Genomic DNA, 18,270 nt, shown 5'->3' on the forward strand with positions numbered 1-18,270 from the left:
CCGCAGGGAAGATCAGCGTTTCAGGACGGTGATCTTCCCGCTTGGCTCGAGCGTCACCTGGCGTGCGTCATTCACGCTCGACATCCCAGACTGACGCAGCGCTTCGTCAAGGTCGGCCTTAGACACCGAATGGCGTAGACGGGCGCCATGATCGGCCTTGCCCTCCTTGAAGATCGTGATGGCTTGTCCCTCCAGGAGGCGGGACATGGCCGGGAAGCGCGCAGCCAGATGCGCCAACAGCCAGTGGAGAAGCAGGAACACACTGGTCGCCGCAAGCGTGCTCAGCAACGGCGCGCTTCCGGTCAGCGCCCGGCTGAGGTTCGATCCGATCACGATCGAAACGACGATATCGAGCGCAGACCATTTCCCGAAAATGCGCCTGCCAACCACGCGAACCGCTAGGAGGCCGTAGGCGAGCACCAACACCGCACGCGCGCATTCCTGCGCAACGCTCAGGTCCTTGCCGCTGCCGAACGTCGCTGAGAAGGCGGTTGAAAGCCCCTCCACCGCTACATCATTCGGTCGCGCAGGTTGAACATGATCACCAGCGTGCCCGACACCATCAGCGTGACGATCAAGCTGGCGAACAACACCAGCAGCAGATCATCGCGCGACGACTTGGCAAGGCTGATGTGGAGGAAGCAGCGGAATTGCACGACCATCTGCACGAGCGCCAGGCCGAGGATGATTGCCAGCGTAGTGCTGGCCGCAGCGACCGGCCATTTGACTACCGCGAAGGCGGCCACCGTCAGCACCAGCGCCAGCACGTAGCCGATCAGATACGTCAGTGTTTCGCGGCGACGCTCGTTCACAAGACATGCCCCTGAAGATAGACGACGGTCAGAATGGCGATCCAGATGACGTCGAGGAAATGCCAGAACAGACTGAGGCGCAGGATGTTGATCTTGACCCGCGTGTCGAAGCCATAGGCGAGGACCTGCCCGCCCATCACCAGCATCCAGACGCATCCAGCCAGGACGTGCAATCCATGAAGCGGTACCAGCGCGAAGAACGCCGACAGGAAGGCGCTTCTGGTCGGATAGGCACCGTCCGAGAACATGGTGGTGAAATCATGCATCTCCATCGCCAGGAAGGCGACGCCGAGTAGGAAGGTGATGCCCATCCAGGCGAAAACGGGGCGCCGGGCGGTGTCATATTTCATGGCGAGCACCGCCAATCCGATCGTGAGGCTGCTGGTTAGCAGGAACAGCGTTTCGGCGAAGGCGCTGCCGAGCTTGAACTCGCTGGCGGGGGTTGGGCCGCCCGCTGTTGCCGCCACGGCTGTGCCATAGACAGCGAAGAGCAATGCGAAGATGATCGCATCGCTCATCAGGAACATCCAGAAGCCGAAGATGCCGCTCTCGGCATTGGCATTAGGATCCTGCTCGGTGCCGCCCAGATTGATGCCGGCGTGGCGAAGGGAAGGCTGGGTCATGCCGGGACCTCCGCCAAGCCGGTGTTGCGATGCGTCAGCTCGAGCGGACGCGGTGTCGGATCAGCCGCCTCGATCGCTGCGTGCCAGCGGTGCTCGGTCTCGGTAACGTCGGCCGCAGAGATGGTACGGTCGCTGTCACGCACGAAACTGCGCAGGATGAGCGCTGAGACGACGCCCTGCATCGAGATGCCGGCCAGCCACCACATATGCCAGACGAGGCCGAAGGCGGCAGCCGTTGCACCGATACCGATTATCAATCCGGTGATGCTGTTCTTGGGTACCGTGATCGCGCCGTAATGGGCGTGGCGCTCGTAATACCCGTCCTTGCGCTTCCCGTCGTAGAACGGATCGCGCCCCCCGACATGGGGGATGACGGCGAAATTGTATTCCGGAGGCGGTGCCGAGGTCGACCATTCCAGTCCGCGACCATCCCAGGGGTCGCCCGCGAACACCCGGTTCTCATCCCGCTCGCGGATGCTGACGACCAGCTGGATCACCAACGATGCCAGCGCCGCGAGCAGTATCAGCGCGCCAAAGCCGGCGACGTAGAGCCAGGGACGAAATTCAGGCTGAAAGATCTCGTGCGTACGACGTGCCATCCCGCTGGCACCGAGCACGTAGAGCGGCATGAAGGCGAGATAGAAGCCTGCAACCCAGCACCCGAACGATACCCGGCCCCAGCGCTCGTTCAGGCGGAAGCCGAACGCCTTGGGGAACCAGTAGGTATACCCTGCGAGCATGCCGTAAAGCAGACCGGGGATTAGCATGTTGTGGAAGTGCGCGACCAAAAACAGCGTGTTGTGGAACACATAGTCGAGCGGTGGGATCGCTAGGATGATACCGGTAAAGCCGCCGATGACAAAGGTGATCATGAACGCAAGCGAGTAGAGCATCGGCACGGCGAAGCGCACCTCGCCGCGGAACATGGTCCAGATCCAGTCATAGATCTTGACCCCCGTCGGCACCCCGATCGTCATCGTCGCGATGCCGAACACCGCGTTGATGTTGGCCGACTGCCCCATGGTGAAGAAGTGGTGGACCCAGACGGTGAAGCTCAGCACCGCAATCGCCATCGTTGCCAAGACCAGCGAGACGTAGCCATACAGCTCTTTTGACGAGTAAGTCGAAACGACCTCGGAATAGACCCCGAAGGCCGGCAGGATCAGGATGTAGACCTCGGGGTGTCCGAACAGCCAGAACAGATTGGCGTAGTTCATCATGTTGCCGCCGAGGTCGTTCGTGAAGAAGTGGAACCCCAGGTAGCGGTCGAGTGCGAGGAGCGCGGTTGCGACGGTGAGCGCCGGCATCGCGAACAGCATCAGGATGCTGGTGCAGAGACTCGTCCAGCAGAACAGCGGCATCCGCATGTACGTCATGCCGGGGGCACGAAACTTGAAGATCGTGCAGGCGATGTTGATCGCGGCGAGCGTCGAGCCGATTGAGCCGAGCGTCACCGCCCAGATCCAATAGTCTGGGCCGACGTCGGGACTGAAGGCGAGACCGGTGTAAGGTGGGTAGCCGCTCCACCCGCCGGTCGAGAATTTGCCGACGACAAGACTGATCATCATCAGGATGGCGCCGCCCCCGGTCAGCGACAGCGCGACCGAGTTAGCCCAGGGGAATGCCATGTCGCGCGCGCCGATCTGGAGCGGCATGACATAGTTGATGATGCCGGTGAGGAAGGGCATCGCCATGAAGAAGATCATGATCGAGCCGTGGGTGGAGAACAGCTGCGAGAAGTGATCGGACGACAGGAAGCCCGGATCGCCGACCGCCGCGGCCTGTTGCATGCGCATCAGCACGGCTTCGACCAACGCCCGTGACAGCATCACCAGCGCGATGACGACGTACATGATGCCGATCTTCTTGTGATCGAGACTGGTTACCCATTCGAGCAGCGTGCCCCAGCGCCGATACCGGGTCAGTAGCGTGACGGTGACGACGAAGCCGATGATGACGAGCGATGCGGCGCCGGCACCGATGATTTCGCTGGCAGTGGGGTTCTCCCAGGCGCGGACGAAGGGCAGATCGTGCCAAGTAAAGCGGCCGAGGACCTCGGGCCAGATCGGAGGATGAGCAGTCTGCACAGGCTCAGGGCGCCTTTCGTGTGGCGGGATGCTGACCGGAATGGGGGTGCGAAGCTCCGCCCGTCGCGGTCACGACGTGATTAAAAAAGTTGCGTGGGACCCGGGAGTACGTCTCGAGCCCGGTGGTATCGCGGCGCGAAAGCCTCGCCCAAGTGGCGGCATCGAGCGCCTTGGTCCCCTGCCGGGCGCGGGCCACCCAGGTCGCGTAGGCGTCCGGGGTCATGCTCACGATAGGGAATTTCTGGTGAGCGAACTTGCCGCCGTTGAACTGGACGTTCTCGCCGAGATAGCGACCGGGATGATCAGCTGCGAAATTCAGCCGCGTCCGCATGCCCGCCATCGCATAGATCTGGCCGGCAAGCTGCGGCAGCAGCAGCGACTGCATCACCGTGCCACTGGTCAGTTCGACTGCCACCGGGCGTCCCGCCGGAATGGCAAGCTGGTTTACCGTCGCAATGCCCTGATCGGGATAGATGAACACCCACTTCCAATCGAGTGCGATCGCCTGGACGCGAACCGGCGCCCCTTGTCCGGTTAGCCGGGTATAGGGATCATCCTTCTGCGTCGCCGGCCACAACAGGAAGGCGAGAAGGATGACGATGCCGATCGGCGGTATCCAGATGAAGCCTTCGAGCGGCCAGGAAAACGCCCACTTCGGCCGATAGGCGTCCTTTGCATTGGAATGACGGTAGTGCCACGCGATCAGTGGAACGAGGATCACCACCGGCACCCAGACGAACAGCAATATCCCCGACACGACGAGTAGCAGGTGCCGTTCGTTATGAGCGACCGGACCCTGCGCGTTCAAAATTCCATGGTCGAGCGCGCCGCATCCCGTCAGCAGCAATATCGCGACGATACCAAGCGCAATGCGCCCCCGCGTCAACGTCGGATCCGGATCGTCGCACGCCGGAGTTCCCGATCGTTGCGCGAATAATAGAGCCACAACGCCCCCTCGTTGTCGACCAGCGACGCCGCAAAAGCGATGTCTTTTGGACCGTCAACATCGGTTGGAGCTGAAATCAATGGCTTGTCCGAGCGTGCGACTACCCGGCTTAGGTCGGGTGAAAAAGCGACCCAGCCGATCCCCCAATCGGTGTTCTCGTCAGCGCCATTATAAAACATCACCGGCATCTCGGGATCGCCGCGCCATAACGGTCCGGTCGAGAGGTGAAAGCTGTCCCAGTGCCCTTTGCGGATGCCGAACGGATCGGGCTGTTCGTTCCACGGGCCCGCGACCCCTTCGCCATAAGCAAGGCTGATCAGCGAATGGCCCTTGTGTGCATATTCATACAAAAGCCGCCAAGTGTCGCCGTCGCGCAGGACGGTCGCTTCCTTCACGTTGTTCTCGGTCTTACTATCCGCAAGCGCGACCCCGCGCTTTTCGAGTGACGCTATAGTGGAACCGGTTGCGTAGAGCATGTGCCCGGTGCCGCTGCCGTCAACGCCGGTGTATAGAACAGTGTACCCATCCTTGGTTTGCACGACGGTTGGGTCCTCACAACCACGCACGTCTTTACCGCCGGGCCCCGGCACGATGGTGGGCGCAGCGTCCATCTGGAAGAATAGACCGTTGCTTCCACTCTGCCCATACCAGATGCGACCACTTTCCGTTTTCTGCTCATCCTTGTTCGACGGCACCGCGCGGACAAGCATGTGCAACCGCGCATCGTCCTTCTCCTGCCAGACGAAAGGGCTCATCAGTTGCTTCGACAGCAACTCGTCCGGTGCCGAAATCGAGACGGTATCAATCCGCTCGACCTCAAATTCGATGGGCATGGTGTTGCTCCCAGTGCAGAGGTTAGGCGCCCAGCGCCAGCATCTTGGAAAGGCCGCCATCAATCGTCAGTGTCGAGGCCGTGAAATAATCGCCAGCAGGCGAAGCTAGGAATACAGCGACGTTGGCCACCTCTTCGGGCTGGCCTGGCCGCCCCAGGGGTATAACCTCCCCTTTGACCTTTCGCACGATCCACCAGTCTTCGGCCGCCTTATTCATCGGTGTCAGGATCATGCCGGGCGCGATCGCGTTGACAGTAATGCCATCGGGTGCCACCTCGATGCCCAGCGTCTCCACAAAATTCTTCACGCCGGCTTTTGCCGAGGCATAGACCGAACTGCCCGAACGTACGATTTCGGCATGGATCGAGCTGATTGCGATGATCGTTCCCTTGCGTTTCTTTTCACGCAGGCGACGCACACAGCTGCGGCAGGCGAGGAACGTGCCGGTGAGATCGGTCTTTAGCATGTTCTCCCATTGTTCGAGCGTCAGCTTGGCGACCTCGATACCGTAGGTGTTGATTCCTGCGGACGTGACGAGAATGTCGACGGTGCCAAGTTCCTGCTCGACACGGTCGAAGCTTTGCTCAACCGCAATTTCGTCGCGTGCATCGCTACGCATCGCGAACGCACGACGACCGGAAGCACGTATGGCTTCTACCGTCTGCTCGGCGCCTACGTTATCGTGCAAATACGTGACGGCGACATCAGCCCCAGCCGCTGCAAGCGCCTTTGCGCATGCAGAACCAATACCCGAGTCACCTCCGGTCACCAGCGCTACACGGCCGACCAGCATGCCGGTAAACATCGGCGATTTCGTGTCATCGGCCATGGTGCTCTCCTTGTTATATTTGTCAGGTCTCGCTGGCTGCCCACGCAGCAGCAAAGCCCTGCTTGCAGTCGCTAACTACTTGTTCGAGATCAAGATCGTAAATGGAGTCGGGCACGTTGTCTGAAAAAACTTCTACGACATAAGGCAGATCATAGCCGGTTTTCCGCGTCGCACGGATTAACTCGGCAAGCGGCAGATCCCCCACCCCCGGAACGATGCGATCGGCAAACGAATGGGGCGTCCGCCAGTCACTTGCCTGTACGGTGAAGATTCGCGAGCCGGCACGGGCGATCTGCGCCGCGACATCGGCATTCTGCCAGATATTCCAGTAATCGAGGCACAGGCCGACCGTCTCGCTGCCGGAACGATCGATAACCTCGAGCGCTTGGTCGATAGTCCAGATGGCGCTTTCGATATTGACGGAGCTGGGGTTGAGCGGCTCCAGTGCCAACAGCACGCCATTGTCCGCTGCTACTTTTGCCAGTTCGCCTAGCTTGTCACCGACGACGCGCATGGCATCTGCCATGTCACCTGTCGGATGCGCGCCCGTATTCGTGATGAAGGGCACCCCTGGCGCGTACCGGCTAAGTCGCTCGATCGAGCCGCGCAACGCGGTAATACGGTCGTTCAGCCCCTGCGGATCCGGCTTCATTCGACTGGAGAAAAATGTCCGCACACTCGGCTGCACGCCGCTGATGGCCAAGCCCGCCTTACCGATCGACTGCATCTGTTCTGCAAAGCGATCAGGATCGAGCTTGGCCTCGACAACTTCGATTGTGTCGACCCCCAGCCGCGCATACCGCTCGACATCCTCGTCGAAGGACCATGGCTGCGTCGTGAACTCGCTGATCCCAAAACGATAAGGCGTGGCGATCATCGTTGCAGCTCCTCGTCGGGCGTGATGCTCCGCAGAACGCACGCTACGCCGACTTCCATTTCCAGCCAATGCAAAAGGCGTCGATGGACAATATCTTGATCCGTCTCAACGCGTTACGACCAAGCCACCCCGGCTAGAAAGTCGCTTGTTAACCGTTGATAGATATCAGGGTTGAGAACGAAGAGTTATGCAACAGGTTCGTTCTTTAGGCGACGTAAAACACATGATTGCCGACACCCCCGGGCCTGCACTCTGGCCGAACCACACCCGCCTCCGGTTTAAATGATCGACAAACCCTGTCGCTTTGATAAAGTGTACGAGAATATACTTTCGGGGGTTTGTCGTACATGCTGGTCGGATATATGCGGGTTTCGTCGGCCGACGACCGCCAGACGGTCGATCTCCAGCGCGACGCGCTGGTTGCAGCTGGTGTTGATCATCGGCATCTCCATACCGACAAAGCATCCGGCGCGCGCGACGACCGGCCGGGGCTGAAAGCCTGCCTCAACTATTTAAACGCGGGCGACACGCTGGTCGTTTGGAAACTCGACCGGCTCGGACGCTCACTGCCGCACCTGCTTACGATCGTTACTGACCTGAAGACGCGAGGTATCGCGTTCCGATCGCTAACCGAGCAGATGGATACAACGACGCCGCACGGCGAGTTGCTGTTCTCCCTGTTCGGCGCGTTGGCACAATATGAGCGTGCGCTGACGCGCGAACGGGTAATGGCAGGACTGGCTGCAGCCAAACGCCGGGGACGCCAAGGCGGCCGCCCGCCGATGATCGACGCGGAAACGCTCGAACGGATCACCGCCGCGCTTGATGGCGGAGCCAGTAAAGCGTCCGTCTGCCGGACTTTCAAAGTACCGCGCTCTACCCTGCTTGGCACGCTAGCGCGGATCGGTTGGGCCGCACCGGGGAAGGCCTAAATTTCGCAACAGTGCTCTCGACGGTCGTGTTTCCTCATACACTTATGTCGCAAAAGTCTGTTGCAATACACTTTTGTTTCGATACAGTTATGCGACATGTTGATTGGCTACGCCCGTGTGTCCACCGATGACCAGGATCTCCGGCTGCAACGCGCCGCGTTGAAAGAGGCCGGATGCAAGCGGACGTTTGAGGAAAAGATCTCGGGCGCAAAGCGTGACCGGCCCCAGCTTGCCAAGATGATCGAGCAACTGCGTGACGAAGACACGGTGGTGGTGACGCGGCTTGACCGGCTGGCACGCTCGACCCGCGACCTGCTCGATATTGCCGAGAGGCTGAAGGAGGTCGGCGCCGGTCTGCGCTCGCTGGCCGAGCCCTGGGCGGATACGACCTCGCCTGCGGGCCGCATGGTGCTGACCGTGTTCGCCGGCATCGCCGAGTTCGAGCGCGAGCTGATCCACCAGCGCACCAGCAGCGGACGGGTCGCGGCCAAGGCAAGAGGGGTGCGCTTCGGCCGCCCGCCCAAGCTCACCCCCGATCAGGTCGCGCTCGGCGAACGATTGATAGGCGAAGGCACATCGGTGCGCGAAGCCGCCAAGCTGCTCAAATGCCATCATGCCACACTCTACCGGGCGCTGACCGCAGCGACGGTGGCTCCATGATGCGGTGGGCTGCGCAACCCGACGTTTCGGCAGGGAAGGTCTGATGCCTATCCGCCCCGAGCACGTGTTCCTGTACCCGATCGACTGGGCGCAGCTCTCGCACCAGATACGCTTCGTGCGGGCGGGGGGACACTGCGAGCATTGTGGACGCCCCCACAGGCAGAAGGTCTTCCACCTGGGCGACGGACGGTGGTGGGATCGGAGCCGGCAATGCTGGCGCAATGGCCGGGGCCGGCGCGTGCGAAGGCCTACGGAGAACATCCTGCTACTAGGCCGGTGGACACCGGTGGTCCTGGCCTGTGCGCACCTCAACCATGATCCGAGTGACAGTGCGCTTCACCAGCTCGCAGCGCTCTGCCAGCGCTGCCACATGCTCCACGATGGCCCGGAGCATCGACGCCGGCGCTGGATGAACGCGCACTATCGGCGTGCGCTGGGGGATCTGTTCTACGGTCCCTATCCTATGCTGGGAGGCGACTGGATCACGCCCACCCCGCTCAGCATGCTCGACGATCACCGCGTTGGAACGTCCTCCCGTTGACGCTCGTTTCACTTATTGCGTTTGCGCGTTGCAATCACTAGATGGCCTCCGCCCTGGGAGACGAAACATGGCCGCCGTGGCCTTCAATATCGACGAGGCCTACGAGCCCACCGCACACGAGATCGAGGCTGCCGGTAACGCCGCGCGAGCACTGTCGCGGGTAGACTCCAGCCGCCCCATTCACCTGACTGTAGAAGGTGCAGGCGAAGACGTTATCAGCCTGCCGTCTGGTGTGTTCAACAGCATCGTCAAGATGCTGGTTGAGATCGGCAACGGTCATGCCGTCACCGTCGTGCCAGTACAGGCAGAACTTACAACCAGCCAAGCAGCCGACCTGCTCAACATGTCGCGTCCACACCTTATTAAGCTCTTAGAACGCGGTGACCTGCCGTTCCGGATGGTAGGCACGCATCGTAAGCTGCTCGGGCGCGACGTGCTGACCTACCGCAGCCGCATGGATGCGGCCCGGCATGAGGCCCTGCAGGGGATGGCGGATCTGGATCAGGAAGCCGGTCTTTTCGACGATAACGCGCCCCTCGATCGTCCCTGATGCTGGTTGGCCGCTACACCGTCCTGCTCGATGCAAACGTCATGCACCCCTCCATCGTGCGGGGCGCGCTTTTGTGGTTCGCCGCCAGCCGGCTGTTCCGGCCGCTCTGGAGCGAGGCCATCCTGGCCGAGTGGGAGGAAAGCCTGAGGCGACGGTTTCCCGATCTGGCAGCTGACCATTTCCAACGCCAGCGGGCCTACATGGACAGCTTCGGGGAAGCGCTGGTGGAAGGCTATGAACCGCTGATGCCTGCCCTGACGCTGCCTGATGCCAAGGACGTCCATGTTCTTGCAGCTGCGATTCACGGCAGAGCCGATGCGATCGTCACTTACAACCTCAAGGATTTTCCGGTCGAAGTGGCCGCCCGCCACGGTATCGAGGTGAAGCATCCCGACGACTTCATCGTCAATGTCATCGATCTTGATACGGCCAAGGCTTTGACCGCGATCGGTAGCCAGCGCCGTCAGTTTCGCAATCCCGCTGTAACCGCCGAAGATTACCTCGACCGCTTTCGGAAAAGCGGCTTGGTCCAAGCGAGCCACCGACTGCAACCCCTCGCCGAGCTATTTTGAATAAGGGTTCTGACACCGGTAAGTAGTTGAAAGACGCCGACCCATCTGATGCGTCAAAACCCTCCGGTTTTGACACCTCTGTGTCTCTATGTCGTAACGGGCCATAGGCGGAACTGCGGCTAACCACTCTTCCGGTGTTGAGCTAGAGCGAGGGGCGGGCGTTTGGGGTCAACGGATTGCCTGCCCTAATTTTTGGCAGCGATCTGCTTGAGCTGGCCTGCTACCCCATTCCGGGTTCCAAGCAGCGCTCCCCGTGCCTCCTCGGTCGCAGCACTAAGAGCCAACACGGTTTCGTGAAGCTTCTTGTGCTGCCGGAACGGCGCGGCAAGTTGATCGCCACGGAGCATCACGCCGGTGATCTCAGCGGGCCGGTCCACAAACGTCTTTTCTTTATGGTAGCGCAGCCCGACCCCGTGGATCATCTGCTTCACTTCCCAAATATCGCGCTTCGGCACGTGCTCACCGGATATGGTAACGTCATCGACATAGACCGTGAACACATGCCCGCGTTCTTTGCAGAATGCCGCGATATCGCGCCACAGGTCATAGTATGCGAAGTACGCCATGATGGGACTGAGTGGGCTGCCAGTCGGCAAATGTTGCTGATAGCAAGCGAGCTGCGCGAGAAGGGCCGCAATGCTACGCTCGCAATGCATTACCTTGTGGAAGAACCAATACACCCGCTTTTGCGTCGTGCTGGGGAAGAACTTTTGAAGATCGAGACATTGAACCATTCGGTTGCCACGATGAGTCGCCGCATTTGTTATGTAGCAGCGCCCCTTGACCGGACAGAACAGAAAGTCGGGTGGATCGATCCGCGCCAGCAGCCGAGCCATCCTCGCTTGCAACAGCTTGAGCGGACGCACCGGGTTCTCGACGTGGCGAAAACCGTTGCCCGACTTCTTCGGAATATCGAACTCTTTGTAGAGCGCATCGCCAGCGGCCAGTCGCCTCAAATCGCCGTTCGACACGCCCAGTATGCGCGCCAGCTTTGGGCGGCTCCCTAGCTTGTAGAAGGGGGACTGATTGAGGGGATGGCGTTTCTTAATCGGCATGGGTTCGCCCGGATCGCGCTTCCAAGAACTGGAGCAAGCCGACCATCTTTCCCGCGACAAAGGCACGAGCGCGATCGACGGTTGTTTTGCCTTCCACCGTTTCGGCAAAGAACATGATTGATGAAACCGGAATTCCAAAGGTATCAGAATATCGCTGGATCAAATCGAGCGTAGGCACTTTGTGGCCCTTCTCTATTTCAGAGAGATACTGTGGAGACATCTTGAGGCGCTCTGCGACCTCTTTCTGCTTCAGGTCGTGGTATACACGTATTAACCTGAGCGATTCTCCTAGCATTTGAAATCCCGAATAGAGTTTTATGTGTGAAGCAGGGTGGGGATTCATCCCGTGAACAGCTTAACCAACTCAAGAACCACCTGAACAATTTTCACTGCCAGTTGCCCTGTCGTAAGTACCGTTTTCAGCACTTTCGGGTTCACCATTCGGCTCGCCCAATTATGCCTAGTTCCCGTATTCGTCGCCCGACGTTCCTTGTCGCGGTCTTGATCTAACATTGTAGTCCTCCTTCCACACCGACCATCGGAGATGGTCTGCCACCTTGGCGTGAAGGCGGGGAAGGAACGTCTTGACCCTGATCACCTGGCGCGGTCCCCGCCATCGGGGCCGCGCCGGGGCCACTCGCGCTCTCGCACAAACGGCCTCGAATGTAGGAAGCTTTCGCGTCCCGCGAGGTTTTACCCTCGATGTGTGGTGGCTATCCCCTTATCCTGACCTCGATGACACTCTGATGCCTCGCGATTGCGGGGATGTCTATAACTTTCTACGCTACAAGCGTACTTTTTAGAATCAGCTCTACTGCTCCCCAAGCACGATGTGGCTGAGCGACCGCTTTTGGGAATGGCTAATTCTGATTGAACGACCTGATGGGGCGCAAGCGACTGATCATCGCAGTGTCAAAACCGAGGGGTTGTGACACTCGCTGAAAGCGTTGCGGCACTGTCTAGCTCCGCATTGACCCTGTGTGACCGGTCGGCGACATTGGCGTCCCAATCGTCGAGGTACTGATGACAGGATCGAATTTCGGCATACCGCGTCCGACCGGCACCGGGCCGACCGAGCAGCCAATCCTCCTTACCCACGCCGCCAGCACTTTTCTCAATGCCCATGCGCGCATCGTGGCGGCAGGCAAGGTGATCAAGGCCAGGATAGACAAACGAGAGACGCGGATGGTGGCCGTGCCGGGGCTGATTGCCCTGGCGACCCTGCTGTATTGCGTATTCCACGGCTACATCGTGTCAGGTGTCATTCTGGCGGCGATCGTCGGATTTGGGGCGCTCTGCCTGGCAGGCATGGTCTCGGCGGTCATCAGCAAGCCGACCGATTCAACGCCTGCGCAGTTGATCGCCATTGGCGTCGAGGAGGTGCAGCGCTTCGCCGCACTTATGAACCGCGGCCGCTACCAATGGGTTCGTCGAGACTATGATTTCGTCGGCGTGTTCCCCGATACGGGGTTCGTCTATTATTTCGGTCCGACAACCCGTTGGCAGCATCTGCTGATGGCCGGCCACCAGACCGTCCGCCAGGTCCGGGTCAATATAACGACAAAAATCAGCCAGACCTCCACCAGCACGACCGAGCACGGCAGGCGTTATGCCTTGGCACCCACCCGCAACGTCGCGGTGCTGTCCAAAGGTAAATCGACCACCACGCACCAGACTTCGACGACCACGCACACCAGCCATGTGCTGGAGATCCAGTATCAGGCGGGGGCAGGAACGGCACCGGCCTGGTTGTCGGTGAACTTCGGCGAAGACGGACGACTTGCCGAGGATTGGCGACTGATGATCGCTCAGACGGCCGGGCTGGCCTAGCTTCAGACTACCATCCTGGTCCGGCAACCGCCCGAATTACTGATCCTGGACGGACGACCGACGGCAAGGTCATCTCGTGCCACCTCTGTCTACCGTTCAGCTTCGCCCCGTTACACAGCTAGGGATACTGTCGCTGACGGAGATACGATGATTACGAAGAACGCGTTTTGCATGCTGGTGCCGGTATTGGGCCTCGCCAGCCTTGGCGCATGTGCAACGACCGGAAGCTCGATCGTACGCCGCATCGCCCCTGGTGATACGACCACGAAGGACTTCCGCGAGGAACGCGTCACGGTCACGATAGTCAACGGTCAGGTGGTTGCCCCCTCCTGTGGCTGAGCGTCACCGGTTGGTAAGAATGGTCCCGACCATGCTGTTTCTCATCGGCTGCGCTTCTACCCGCCCGGTGGAAGGGCCGGTACGCCTAGGACAGATGGCAGCCGTCAACGGCCCGCGGGTCCGGGCGGATCGCGTGATCGAGGACAGCCGATGCCCGACTGACGTGCAATGCGTCCAGGCGGGTCGCCTGATCGTGCGGGTGACCGTATTCGGGGGTGGGTGGTCCCGACAGTTCGATCTTCAGCCCGGCGTCCCCGTCCATGTCGCTGACGGCAGCCTGACGCTGGTCGAGGCTACTCCGCTCCCGCGCACGACGCGGCCTCGAACCAGGATGCACGCGTACAGCTTCACCTTCAATTTTCAGGGAGGGTTGTGACTAGGTGGCAAACTAACCGATCTCCTCGACCTTTACGATCGTGGGAATGGAAGACCCGCCATGCTCGACCGCTTCCTTTCCCAGCGCCGCGTCGCGCGCGCCCTCTTCGGTGGCTTGATGGACCTCGAATACCTTCTCGATCGGCTTTCCCATCGGAAAGAGGCAGCTCACCGTCACCTTCCAAAGCCTGTCCATCATTGTGACTTCTCCCTTGCCAGCTGATCCCGCCTGTCGATTGCAGCCGGTGTATCCAACCGCAACGGGGTAATAGTGCATTTCGTGGATTTGGCGTTCTTGCCCATAGCCCTGCGGCATCCGTCCACCGCATCGCGATTGTCCTGCACGATGACCGCACCCTCCACCATCGTGTCCCAATTGACCGGCAACGCTGCCGCACCGAGCCGCCCGGCCCCGTTCCACATGCCATCTGTACCGAGCGTGCTCGTCGCCATCCGCTCGGGCCATTGCCTGCTCGTTGGAGCAACGTTGCGCGCCACGAACCCCGGCAGCACTGACCATATCCGAACCGATCGAGCGTGTCGCTGTGGCAGGCGTAACTTATGCTTCCGCGTCCCGCGTCGATATCGCCGATATGCCTTCAGTCGGGCAGTGGTGAACCTAGATATCCGTCGAGGGTAGGTATGGATCGCATATATGTACGCGAAGGTGATGGCCTGTTTCTGGGTGCCATCAAACTTGTTTATTTGCCCCTATACTTGCGGTGCCGATTTATGCCGCAGTGCGGGGACGGAACGCGCTCACAGCGTTGCATTGGCATCCGGCCCTGATCGTAGACGGCATTTGTTGCAATTGGCGTCATAACCGCAATTCTGACTGCACTAGCGAACGCCCTGCCCCGCACGACAGCTGGGATCGGCGTTCTCTACTGCACGGCCATGTATGGCCTTGCCGCTTATGTCCCCACCAGCGACCCGATCTGGACAACGGTAATCCCGCTTTTAGCGGCCGTCTTATTGTGGACGCCTGTTGGCGCATTCATCGCACACCGAGCAGCCGGCTAATCTCTTCAGACCTGTGACTTTCCGGCGCGGTCGTATGCCGAGCCCGCGTTGCGCTGCCACCTTTTCAGCTCAACGGCTCCGTGTCGGCAATCCCGGAATACGGAAGGGTTTCAGTCCCTGTCGTTCAACTTCTGACGTAACCATGTTCTTAGTTTGCGAGTCTGTGGTGGTGCGCAGCAGCAACAGGATTTCGACCAGCATGTCATTAAATCCGCCAGTGGTTTGCTGATCTACAGCAGGGGCAACAGACCGCTCGGCTAGCTGATCGCGAAGCTCGTCCATCGTTTCACCCATTTCGATCATGGCCGCGCGGATGCTCGCCAGCTCATCATCGATCCTGTCGGTCTGGTCGAGGCGGTCCCGTATGTAGGCGGCAATGCCGACCCCGCGCTGTTCAGCCTGAGCAGCATAAACAAGCGCCTGTCCCTCCCTCAACCGGACCTTAATGGAATCTGACAGCGCCATATTGCCTCCGACCACAGCCTGGACCTCATATATACCATGGTTATCATTGTTTTACAGTGGCTTATGACGTATTGGGGTCCTCTTAGGGTCCAGCTCGTTAAGCTACACCCGTTAATTATTGCTTTTTATCAATCACTTACTGGCACCGGAAGGTGCGTATGGTGTACGACCCGAAATCACCGATTTAAGGGTCGGAAATGAAGCTCTGGCAGGTCCGAAATGGGCTGGCCGAGCTTTAAGGGGGTCATAACTACCCTGATGAACGAAGTTCAGCAGGTTCTACAGTCGAACCAGGGGCAAAGGACGCACAAAGAATACACAAAGGACGCAACAGGGAGGCAGCGAGGATGCAGAAAGGAGGCACGGAGAACGCATTTTGAGCGAAACTCGATTGACAGCTTTGACACCCCCGACAATACCGATGATGTAGCATGGAACCGGGTCACGATGACGGATCGATTGGAACAGCTGGCCGCGATACCGCCCCGTACCAAGGCTGCAAAAATCCGGGCATTTATGCCTGCGATTGAAAAACGCATTTCGGATGGCGTATCACACCAAGCTATCATCACATGGTTGGCCGATGGTGGAATCGAAGTCACGCTCGGCACATTCAAAAGCTATCTGCAACGATATCGACGGGACGCTCAAACCTTACAGCAACCCGTAAATCAGATCCCGACGCAGGCACCTGCTTTAATGAACACGGATCGCAATACTGGTACCAATCCGGAACCGATGGAGGGCGGCAATCCCCCGTCGGAACTACCAGACCCTGATCCCGAACCCGCTAATAAGCGGGCCCTCGCTGACATTCTGGACGGGGAAAAAAGTGAAGCTTACTTGGATCAATTCTTCATCCGTAAGCCGCTTGTCGGTCGCAATCGCGATAAGCCGTAATGCTGAATTACAATGCGTTAGCTGGCCTCGATCCGTCGGTGTATTTCCCGTCCGTCCCCTACCGCCAGAAGCAGATCGTTGCTGAACCGGTCCATGTCTCTTCGAAAATTGCTTATTATTTTTTCGAACAGATCATGCCGCGGGCCGCGGGACGTTTCCAGTAGCATCGTTTGCGAGATGGAATTGAAGTCCTCCAGTTCGTCGATCACGAACTCGACATACGCATGCTCAGGCTTGGTCATCTGAGATGGGCGGTTCAAGGCAACTTCCAATCCGGTTATCGCTGCTGCATTCTGTTGGTCATCTGGGGCTGATGCATGCTGCTCGCGTTTGCGCAGCTTTCGCAGACCGAGCATAAATTCCCGGGTTCTGTATTCCAAATCCGCAAATTGCTTATCGGGTTTTTCCAGCTTGTCGATCATGCTGCCTCCTCGTTTTGAATGGAGGCAGACCCGGCTGAAGAGCCGGGCGTTCGTAACCCTGCACAAGCACAAGGCGCTGCCACCTTTGGGCAAGCCTTGGACATGCGTGACAGCCGCCCGGCCGAGAAGCTCGACCGGACCACGTGATTGTCGGGGTTTCCACGCCCCACGGCCGGGATTGACCGAACCGCAGGTCTATGGTCGCAGAAGCGAACGCTTCGGACAAGCTGCTGCGACAGAGACGGGCGTTTTGACGATCATTACCCCATCGAAACAGGATATCGTGGCATAAGTGATGACCTTCCGGCTTCTGCACACCTGCCGAGGAAGCCGGCTACGCTGCCATCCTGGCTGACCTGGCCGGTCGCGATCGGGGAGACGAGGCGGTCATGATCTTCCGCGAGCCGACCGATCCGGACGCGGCGGTGACCGCCGATGCCATGACCCGGGCCGGCAGCGTCAGCGACGATGCAATACGCCCGCCTGCTCGCCGCTGCCGATCGCCTCTATGCTCCACCGCCGGTCACCCGTGCAGTCGCATTCGATGCCTTCGGTACGCTGGTCCATATTGGTCGCAAGCGGCATCCATTCGAGCGGCTGATCCGGCAGGTCCGTGACCGGGCAGAGGCCCTGCCCTCGCCGATGGTCCAGCCAATCGGCCTCGCCGACTATGCCGCGGCGTTGGGATTGCGGCACCCGGATGCCGAGCTGGCGATGCTGAACGAGGAACTGACGACGATCGCGCTCTACCCCGACACGCTGGATGCCCCGCGTCGGGTTCGTGAGACGGGAGTGAGGGTCGCCGTCGCCTCTACCTCGCCCTACCCTATGCGGCCCCGCTGAAGGCCCTCCTGGGCGATCTGGTGGATGTCTGGCACTTCTCCTTCGATGCAGGCGGCGATCAAACCTGTCAGGGCGTTCTACGCCGGCCTGACGGCATCTTCTGGGATGCGAAGCCGGTGAACTGCTGGTGGTGGGCGCTACCTGGCGCGATGATATCGTCGGCGCCGTCGAGGCCGGATCACGTGCGCGCTGGATCGATCGCGAGGGCCGCGCTTCCTACGGCCGCCGGTTTATCGCGGTTCGCGAAGTGAGTGACGCCTATCTCGATCGCCTGAGAGCCGGGCAAATGACGGAGCTAGAACTCGTCCGCAGCGGCATCAATGCGAACCTTGAACGACATTCCCATGCCCAGCAGTGGGCGCTCGAGGCGGCACGGTTGCGACAGATCCTTGCGGATGCCTCGGAGCCGGAAAAGGCAACCGTGAAGCAGGCGCTGGATAATCATTACAACACTCGTGATCAGCCTGAAACCAGCCGTGCCGGCCTGATGCGAAACGCGACTGCGACTATTTCCGCACGAAAGCATGCTTGACGGCCACGGAAGACGCAGGAGGAGCGTATTTCGTTTAACGGCCAGCCGGCCCTGGGGAACCTCGGGTCGTTTGATCCCTACCGATGGCGTTTACGCTGCGATTAGATTAATCGCTTTCGACCACCGGGCCACTCCACTCCTAGCGATCTATAGGGAGCCCGGTAATCGGCCTACGCGTCATGCTAAATGCTTGGATACAGGCACGACCCAATCCATTTTTCAAA

Annotated in this window: 24 protein-coding genes; 11 read left to right on the forward strand and 13 right to left on the reverse strand. The window is 59.8% G+C overall.

Going from position 1 to position 18,270, the window contains the following annotated elements; genetic code table 11:
• Window positions 1-12: 12 nt before the first annotated feature.
• The 8 genes from QP164_RS19410 to QP164_RS19445 are packed head-to-tail and all read right to left on the reverse strand — an operon-like array spanning window position 13 to window position 7,007.
• Window positions 13-507 carry a DUF421 domain-containing protein gene (locus QP164_RS19410; protein ID WP_333924334.1) on the reverse strand — a complete coding sequence of 165 codons (495 nt, stop codon included), beginning with the start codon at window positions 505-507 and terminating at the stop codon, window positions 13-15.
• A 2-nt stretch (window positions 508-509) separates the two neighbouring features.
• Window positions 510-812 (reverse strand): cytochrome o ubiquinol oxidase subunit IV, encoded by a 303-nt coding sequence (gene cyoD / locus QP164_RS19415; protein WP_333924335.1) that lies wholly within the window; start codon window positions 810-812, stop codon window positions 510-512.
• A complete protein-coding gene (locus QP164_RS19420) occupies window positions 809-1,435 on the reverse strand; it encodes a cytochrome c oxidase subunit 3 (RefSeq protein ID WP_333924336.1) in 627 nt (208 codons plus the stop codon). Before QP164_RS19420 ends, cyoD begins: the two co-directional genes overlap by 4 nt.
• On the reverse strand, window positions 1,432-3,522 hold the full coding sequence (locus QP164_RS19425; protein ID WP_333924337.1) for a cbb3-type cytochrome c oxidase subunit I: 2,091 nt from the start codon (window positions 3,520-3,522) through the stop codon (window positions 1,432-1,434). Before QP164_RS19425 ends, QP164_RS19420 begins: the two co-directional genes overlap by 4 nt.
• Before the next feature lie 4 nt (window positions 3,523-3,526).
• Window positions 3,527-4,369 carry a cytochrome ubiquinol oxidase subunit II gene (locus QP164_RS19430; protein WP_333924338.1) on the reverse strand — a complete coding sequence of 281 codons (843 nt, stop codon included), beginning with the start codon at window positions 4,367-4,369 and terminating at the stop codon, window positions 3,527-3,529.
• Window positions 4,370-4,404: 35 nt separating this feature from the next.
• Complete coding sequence (locus tag QP164_RS19435) at window positions 4,405-5,301, reverse strand: glycosidase (RefSeq protein WP_333924339.1); 897 nt, start codon at window positions 5,299-5,301, stop codon at window positions 4,405-4,407.
• 22 nt (window positions 5,302-5,323) lie between these two features.
• Window positions 5,324-6,130 carry an SDR family oxidoreductase gene (locus tag QP164_RS19440; RefSeq protein WP_333924340.1) on the reverse strand — a complete coding sequence of 269 codons (807 nt, stop codon included), beginning with the start codon at window positions 6,128-6,130 and terminating at the stop codon, window positions 5,324-5,326.
• A gap of 22 nt (window positions 6,131-6,152) precedes the next feature.
• Window positions 6,153-7,007: a sugar phosphate isomerase/epimerase family protein gene (locus QP164_RS19445; protein WP_333924341.1), complete on the reverse strand. Its 855-nt coding sequence runs from the start codon at window positions 7,005-7,007 to the stop codon at window positions 6,153-6,155.
• A gap of 347 nt (window positions 7,008-7,354) precedes the next feature.
• Between QP164_RS19445 and QP164_RS19450 the strand changes: the two genes are divergently transcribed.
• The 5 genes from QP164_RS19450 (at window position 7,355) to QP164_RS19470 (ending at window position 10,262) form a co-directional block, all read left to right on the forward strand.
• Window positions 7,355-7,939 carry a recombinase family protein gene (locus tag QP164_RS19450; RefSeq protein ID WP_333924342.1) on the forward strand — a complete coding sequence of 195 codons (585 nt, stop codon included), beginning with the start codon at window positions 7,355-7,357 and terminating at the stop codon, window positions 7,937-7,939.
• Between the two features lie 96 nt (window positions 7,940-8,035).
• Window positions 8,036-8,599 (forward strand): recombinase family protein, encoded by a 564-nt coding sequence (locus tag QP164_RS19455; protein WP_333924343.1) that lies wholly within the window; start codon window positions 8,036-8,038, stop codon window positions 8,597-8,599.
• A 238-nt stretch (window positions 8,600-8,837) separates the two neighbouring features.
• Window positions 8,838-9,140, forward strand: a complete 303-nt coding sequence (locus QP164_RS19460) for a hypothetical protein (protein WP_333924344.1) — start codon at window positions 8,838-8,840, stop codon at window positions 9,138-9,140.
• 67 nt (window positions 9,141-9,207) lie between these two features.
• Window positions 9,208-9,690 (forward strand): helix-turn-helix domain-containing protein, encoded by a 483-nt coding sequence (locus QP164_RS19465; protein WP_333924345.1) that lies wholly within the window; start codon window positions 9,208-9,210, stop codon window positions 9,688-9,690.
• On the forward strand, window positions 9,690-10,262 hold the full coding sequence (locus tag QP164_RS19470; RefSeq protein ID WP_333924346.1) for a PIN domain-containing protein: 573 nt from the start codon (window positions 9,690-9,692) through the stop codon (window positions 10,260-10,262). The genes QP164_RS19465 and QP164_RS19470 overlap by 1 nt, the downstream gene beginning before the upstream one ends.
• A 185-nt stretch (window positions 10,263-10,447) precedes the next feature.
• On the opposite strand, the gene QP164_RS19475 is transcribed toward QP164_RS19470, so the two are convergent.
• Complete coding sequence (locus QP164_RS19475; RefSeq protein WP_333924347.1) at window positions 10,448-11,317, reverse strand: reverse transcriptase family protein; 870 nt, start codon at window positions 11,315-11,317, stop codon at window positions 10,448-10,450.
• Window positions 11,307-11,612: a helix-turn-helix transcriptional regulator gene (locus tag QP164_RS19480; protein ID WP_333924348.1), complete on the reverse strand. Its 306-nt coding sequence runs from the start codon at window positions 11,610-11,612 to the stop codon at window positions 11,307-11,309. Before QP164_RS19480 ends, QP164_RS19475 begins: the two co-directional genes overlap by 11 nt.
• A gap of 728 nt (window positions 11,613-12,340) precedes the next feature.
• On the opposite strand from QP164_RS19480, the gene QP164_RS19485 reads away from it, so the two are divergent.
• The 3 genes from QP164_RS19485 to QP164_RS19495 all read left to right on the forward strand — a co-directional run bounded on the left by QP164_RS19485 (window position 12,341) and on the right by QP164_RS19495 (window position 13,862).
• Window positions 12,341-13,147 carry a hypothetical protein gene (locus QP164_RS19485; RefSeq protein WP_333924349.1) on the forward strand — a complete coding sequence of 269 codons (807 nt, stop codon included), beginning with the start codon at window positions 12,341-12,343 and terminating at the stop codon, window positions 13,145-13,147.
• Window positions 13,148-13,294: 147 nt separating this feature from the next.
• Window positions 13,295-13,486: a hypothetical protein gene (locus tag QP164_RS19490; protein ID WP_333924350.1), complete on the forward strand. Its 192-nt coding sequence runs from the start codon at window positions 13,295-13,297 to the stop codon at window positions 13,484-13,486.
• Between the two features lie 31 nt (window positions 13,487-13,517).
• Complete coding sequence (locus QP164_RS19495; RefSeq protein ID WP_333924351.1) at window positions 13,518-13,862, forward strand: hypothetical protein; 345 nt, start codon at window positions 13,518-13,520, stop codon at window positions 13,860-13,862.
• Window positions 13,863-13,874: 12 nt separating this feature from the next.
• On the opposite strand, the gene QP164_RS19500 is transcribed toward QP164_RS19495, so the two are convergent.
• Window positions 13,875-14,177: a hypothetical protein gene (locus QP164_RS19500; protein ID WP_333924352.1), complete on the reverse strand. Its 303-nt coding sequence runs from the start codon at window positions 14,175-14,177 to the stop codon at window positions 13,875-13,877.
• 776 nt (window positions 14,178-14,953) lie between these two features.
• Window positions 14,954-15,349, reverse strand: coding sequence for a hypothetical protein (locus QP164_RS19505; RefSeq protein WP_333924353.1), 396 nt, complete (start codon window positions 15,347-15,349; stop codon window positions 14,954-14,956).
• Window positions 15,350-15,607: 258 nt separating this feature from the next.
• Here QP164_RS19505 and QP164_RS19510 point away from each other — a divergent pair, with 258 nt between their 5' ends.
• A complete protein-coding gene (locus QP164_RS19510) occupies window positions 15,608-16,249 on the forward strand; it encodes a hypothetical protein (protein ID WP_333924354.1) in 642 nt (213 codons plus the stop codon).
• A 17-nt stretch (window positions 16,250-16,266) separates the two neighbouring features.
• On the opposite strand, the gene QP164_RS19515 is transcribed toward QP164_RS19510, so the two are convergent.
• Entirely contained in the window at window positions 16,267-16,671 is a 405-nt protein-coding gene (locus QP164_RS19515; RefSeq protein ID WP_333924355.1) for a hypothetical protein, read from the reverse strand.
• 468 nt (window positions 16,672-17,139) lie between these two features.
• On the opposite strand from QP164_RS19515, the gene QP164_RS19520 reads away from it, so the two are divergent.
• The gene (locus QP164_RS19520) at window positions 17,140-17,514 is read left to right on the forward strand and encodes a hypothetical protein (protein ID WP_333924356.1); all 375 of its coding nucleotides are present in this window, start codon (window positions 17,140-17,142) and stop codon (window positions 17,512-17,514) included.
• A gap of 127 nt (window positions 17,515-17,641) precedes the next feature.
• On the forward strand, window positions 17,642-18,046 hold the full coding sequence (locus QP164_RS19525) for a hypothetical protein (RefSeq protein ID WP_333924358.1): 405 nt from the start codon (window positions 17,642-17,644) through the stop codon (window positions 18,044-18,046).
• Window positions 18,047-18,270: the final 224 nt, after the last annotated feature.

It is taken from the genome of Sphingomonas sp. LR59 (assembly GCF_036855945.1).
Lineage (GTDB): Bacteria > Pseudomonadota > Alphaproteobacteria > Sphingomonadales > Sphingomonadaceae > Sphingomonas.

Coding starts and splice junctions, on each gene's coding strand:
- QP164_RS19420 (WP_333924336.1), bottom strand. CDS start 1,435: ATGACCCAGCCTTCCCTTCGCCACGCCGGCATCAATCTGGGCGGCACC.
- QP164_RS19435 (WP_333924339.1), bottom strand. CDS start 5,301: ATGCCCATCGAATTTGAGGTCGAGCGGATTGATACCGTCTCGATTTCG.
- QP164_RS19440 (WP_333924340.1), bottom strand. CDS start 6,130: ATGGCCGATGACACGAAATCGCCGATGTTTACCGGCATGCTGGTCGGC.
- QP164_RS19445 (WP_333924341.1), bottom strand. CDS start 7,007: ATGATCGCCACGCCTTATCGTTTTGGGATCAGCGAGTTCACGACGCAG.
- QP164_RS19450 (WP_333924342.1), top strand. CDS start 7,355: ATGCTGGTCGGATATATGCGGGTTTCGTCGGCCGACGACCGCCAGACG.
- QP164_RS19455 (WP_333924343.1), top strand. CDS start 8,036: ATGTTGATTGGCTACGCCCGTGTGTCCACCGATGACCAGGATCTCCGG.
- QP164_RS19465 (WP_333924345.1), top strand. CDS start 9,208: ATGGCCGCCGTGGCCTTCAATATCGACGAGGCCTACGAGCCCACCGCA.
- QP164_RS19470 (WP_333924346.1), top strand. CDS start 9,690: ATGCTGGTTGGCCGCTACACCGTCCTGCTCGATGCAAACGTCATGCAC.
- QP164_RS19475 (WP_333924347.1), bottom strand. CDS start 11,317: ATGCCGATTAAGAAACGCCATCCCCTCAATCAGTCCCCCTTCTACAAG.
- QP164_RS19480 (WP_333924348.1), bottom strand. CDS start 11,612: ATGCTAGGAGAATCGCTCAGGTTAATACGTGTATACCACGACCTGAAG.
- QP164_RS19485 (WP_333924349.1), top strand. CDS start 12,341: ATGACAGGATCGAATTTCGGCATACCGCGTCCGACCGGCACCGGGCCG.
- QP164_RS19490 (WP_333924350.1), top strand. CDS start 13,295: ATGATTACGAAGAACGCGTTTTGCATGCTGGTGCCGGTATTGGGCCTC.
- QP164_RS19495 (WP_333924351.1), top strand. CDS start 13,518: ATGCTGTTTCTCATCGGCTGCGCTTCTACCCGCCCGGTGGAAGGGCCG.
- QP164_RS19500 (WP_333924352.1), bottom strand. CDS start 14,177: ATGCCGCAGGGCTATGGGCAAGAACGCCAAATCCACGAAATGCACTAT.
- QP164_RS19505 (WP_333924353.1), bottom strand. CDS start 15,349: ATGGCGCTGTCAGATTCCATTAAGGTCCGGTTGAGGGAGGGACAGGCG.
- QP164_RS19510 (WP_333924354.1), top strand. CDS start 15,608: ATGAACGAAGTTCAGCAGGTTCTACAGTCGAACCAGGGGCAAAGGACG.
- QP164_RS19515 (WP_333924355.1), bottom strand. CDS start 16,671: ATGATCGACAAGCTGGAAAAACCCGATAAGCAATTTGCGGATTTGGAA.
- QP164_RS19520 (WP_333924356.1), top strand. CDS start 17,140: ATGCAATACGCCCGCCTGCTCGCCGCTGCCGATCGCCTCTATGCTCCA.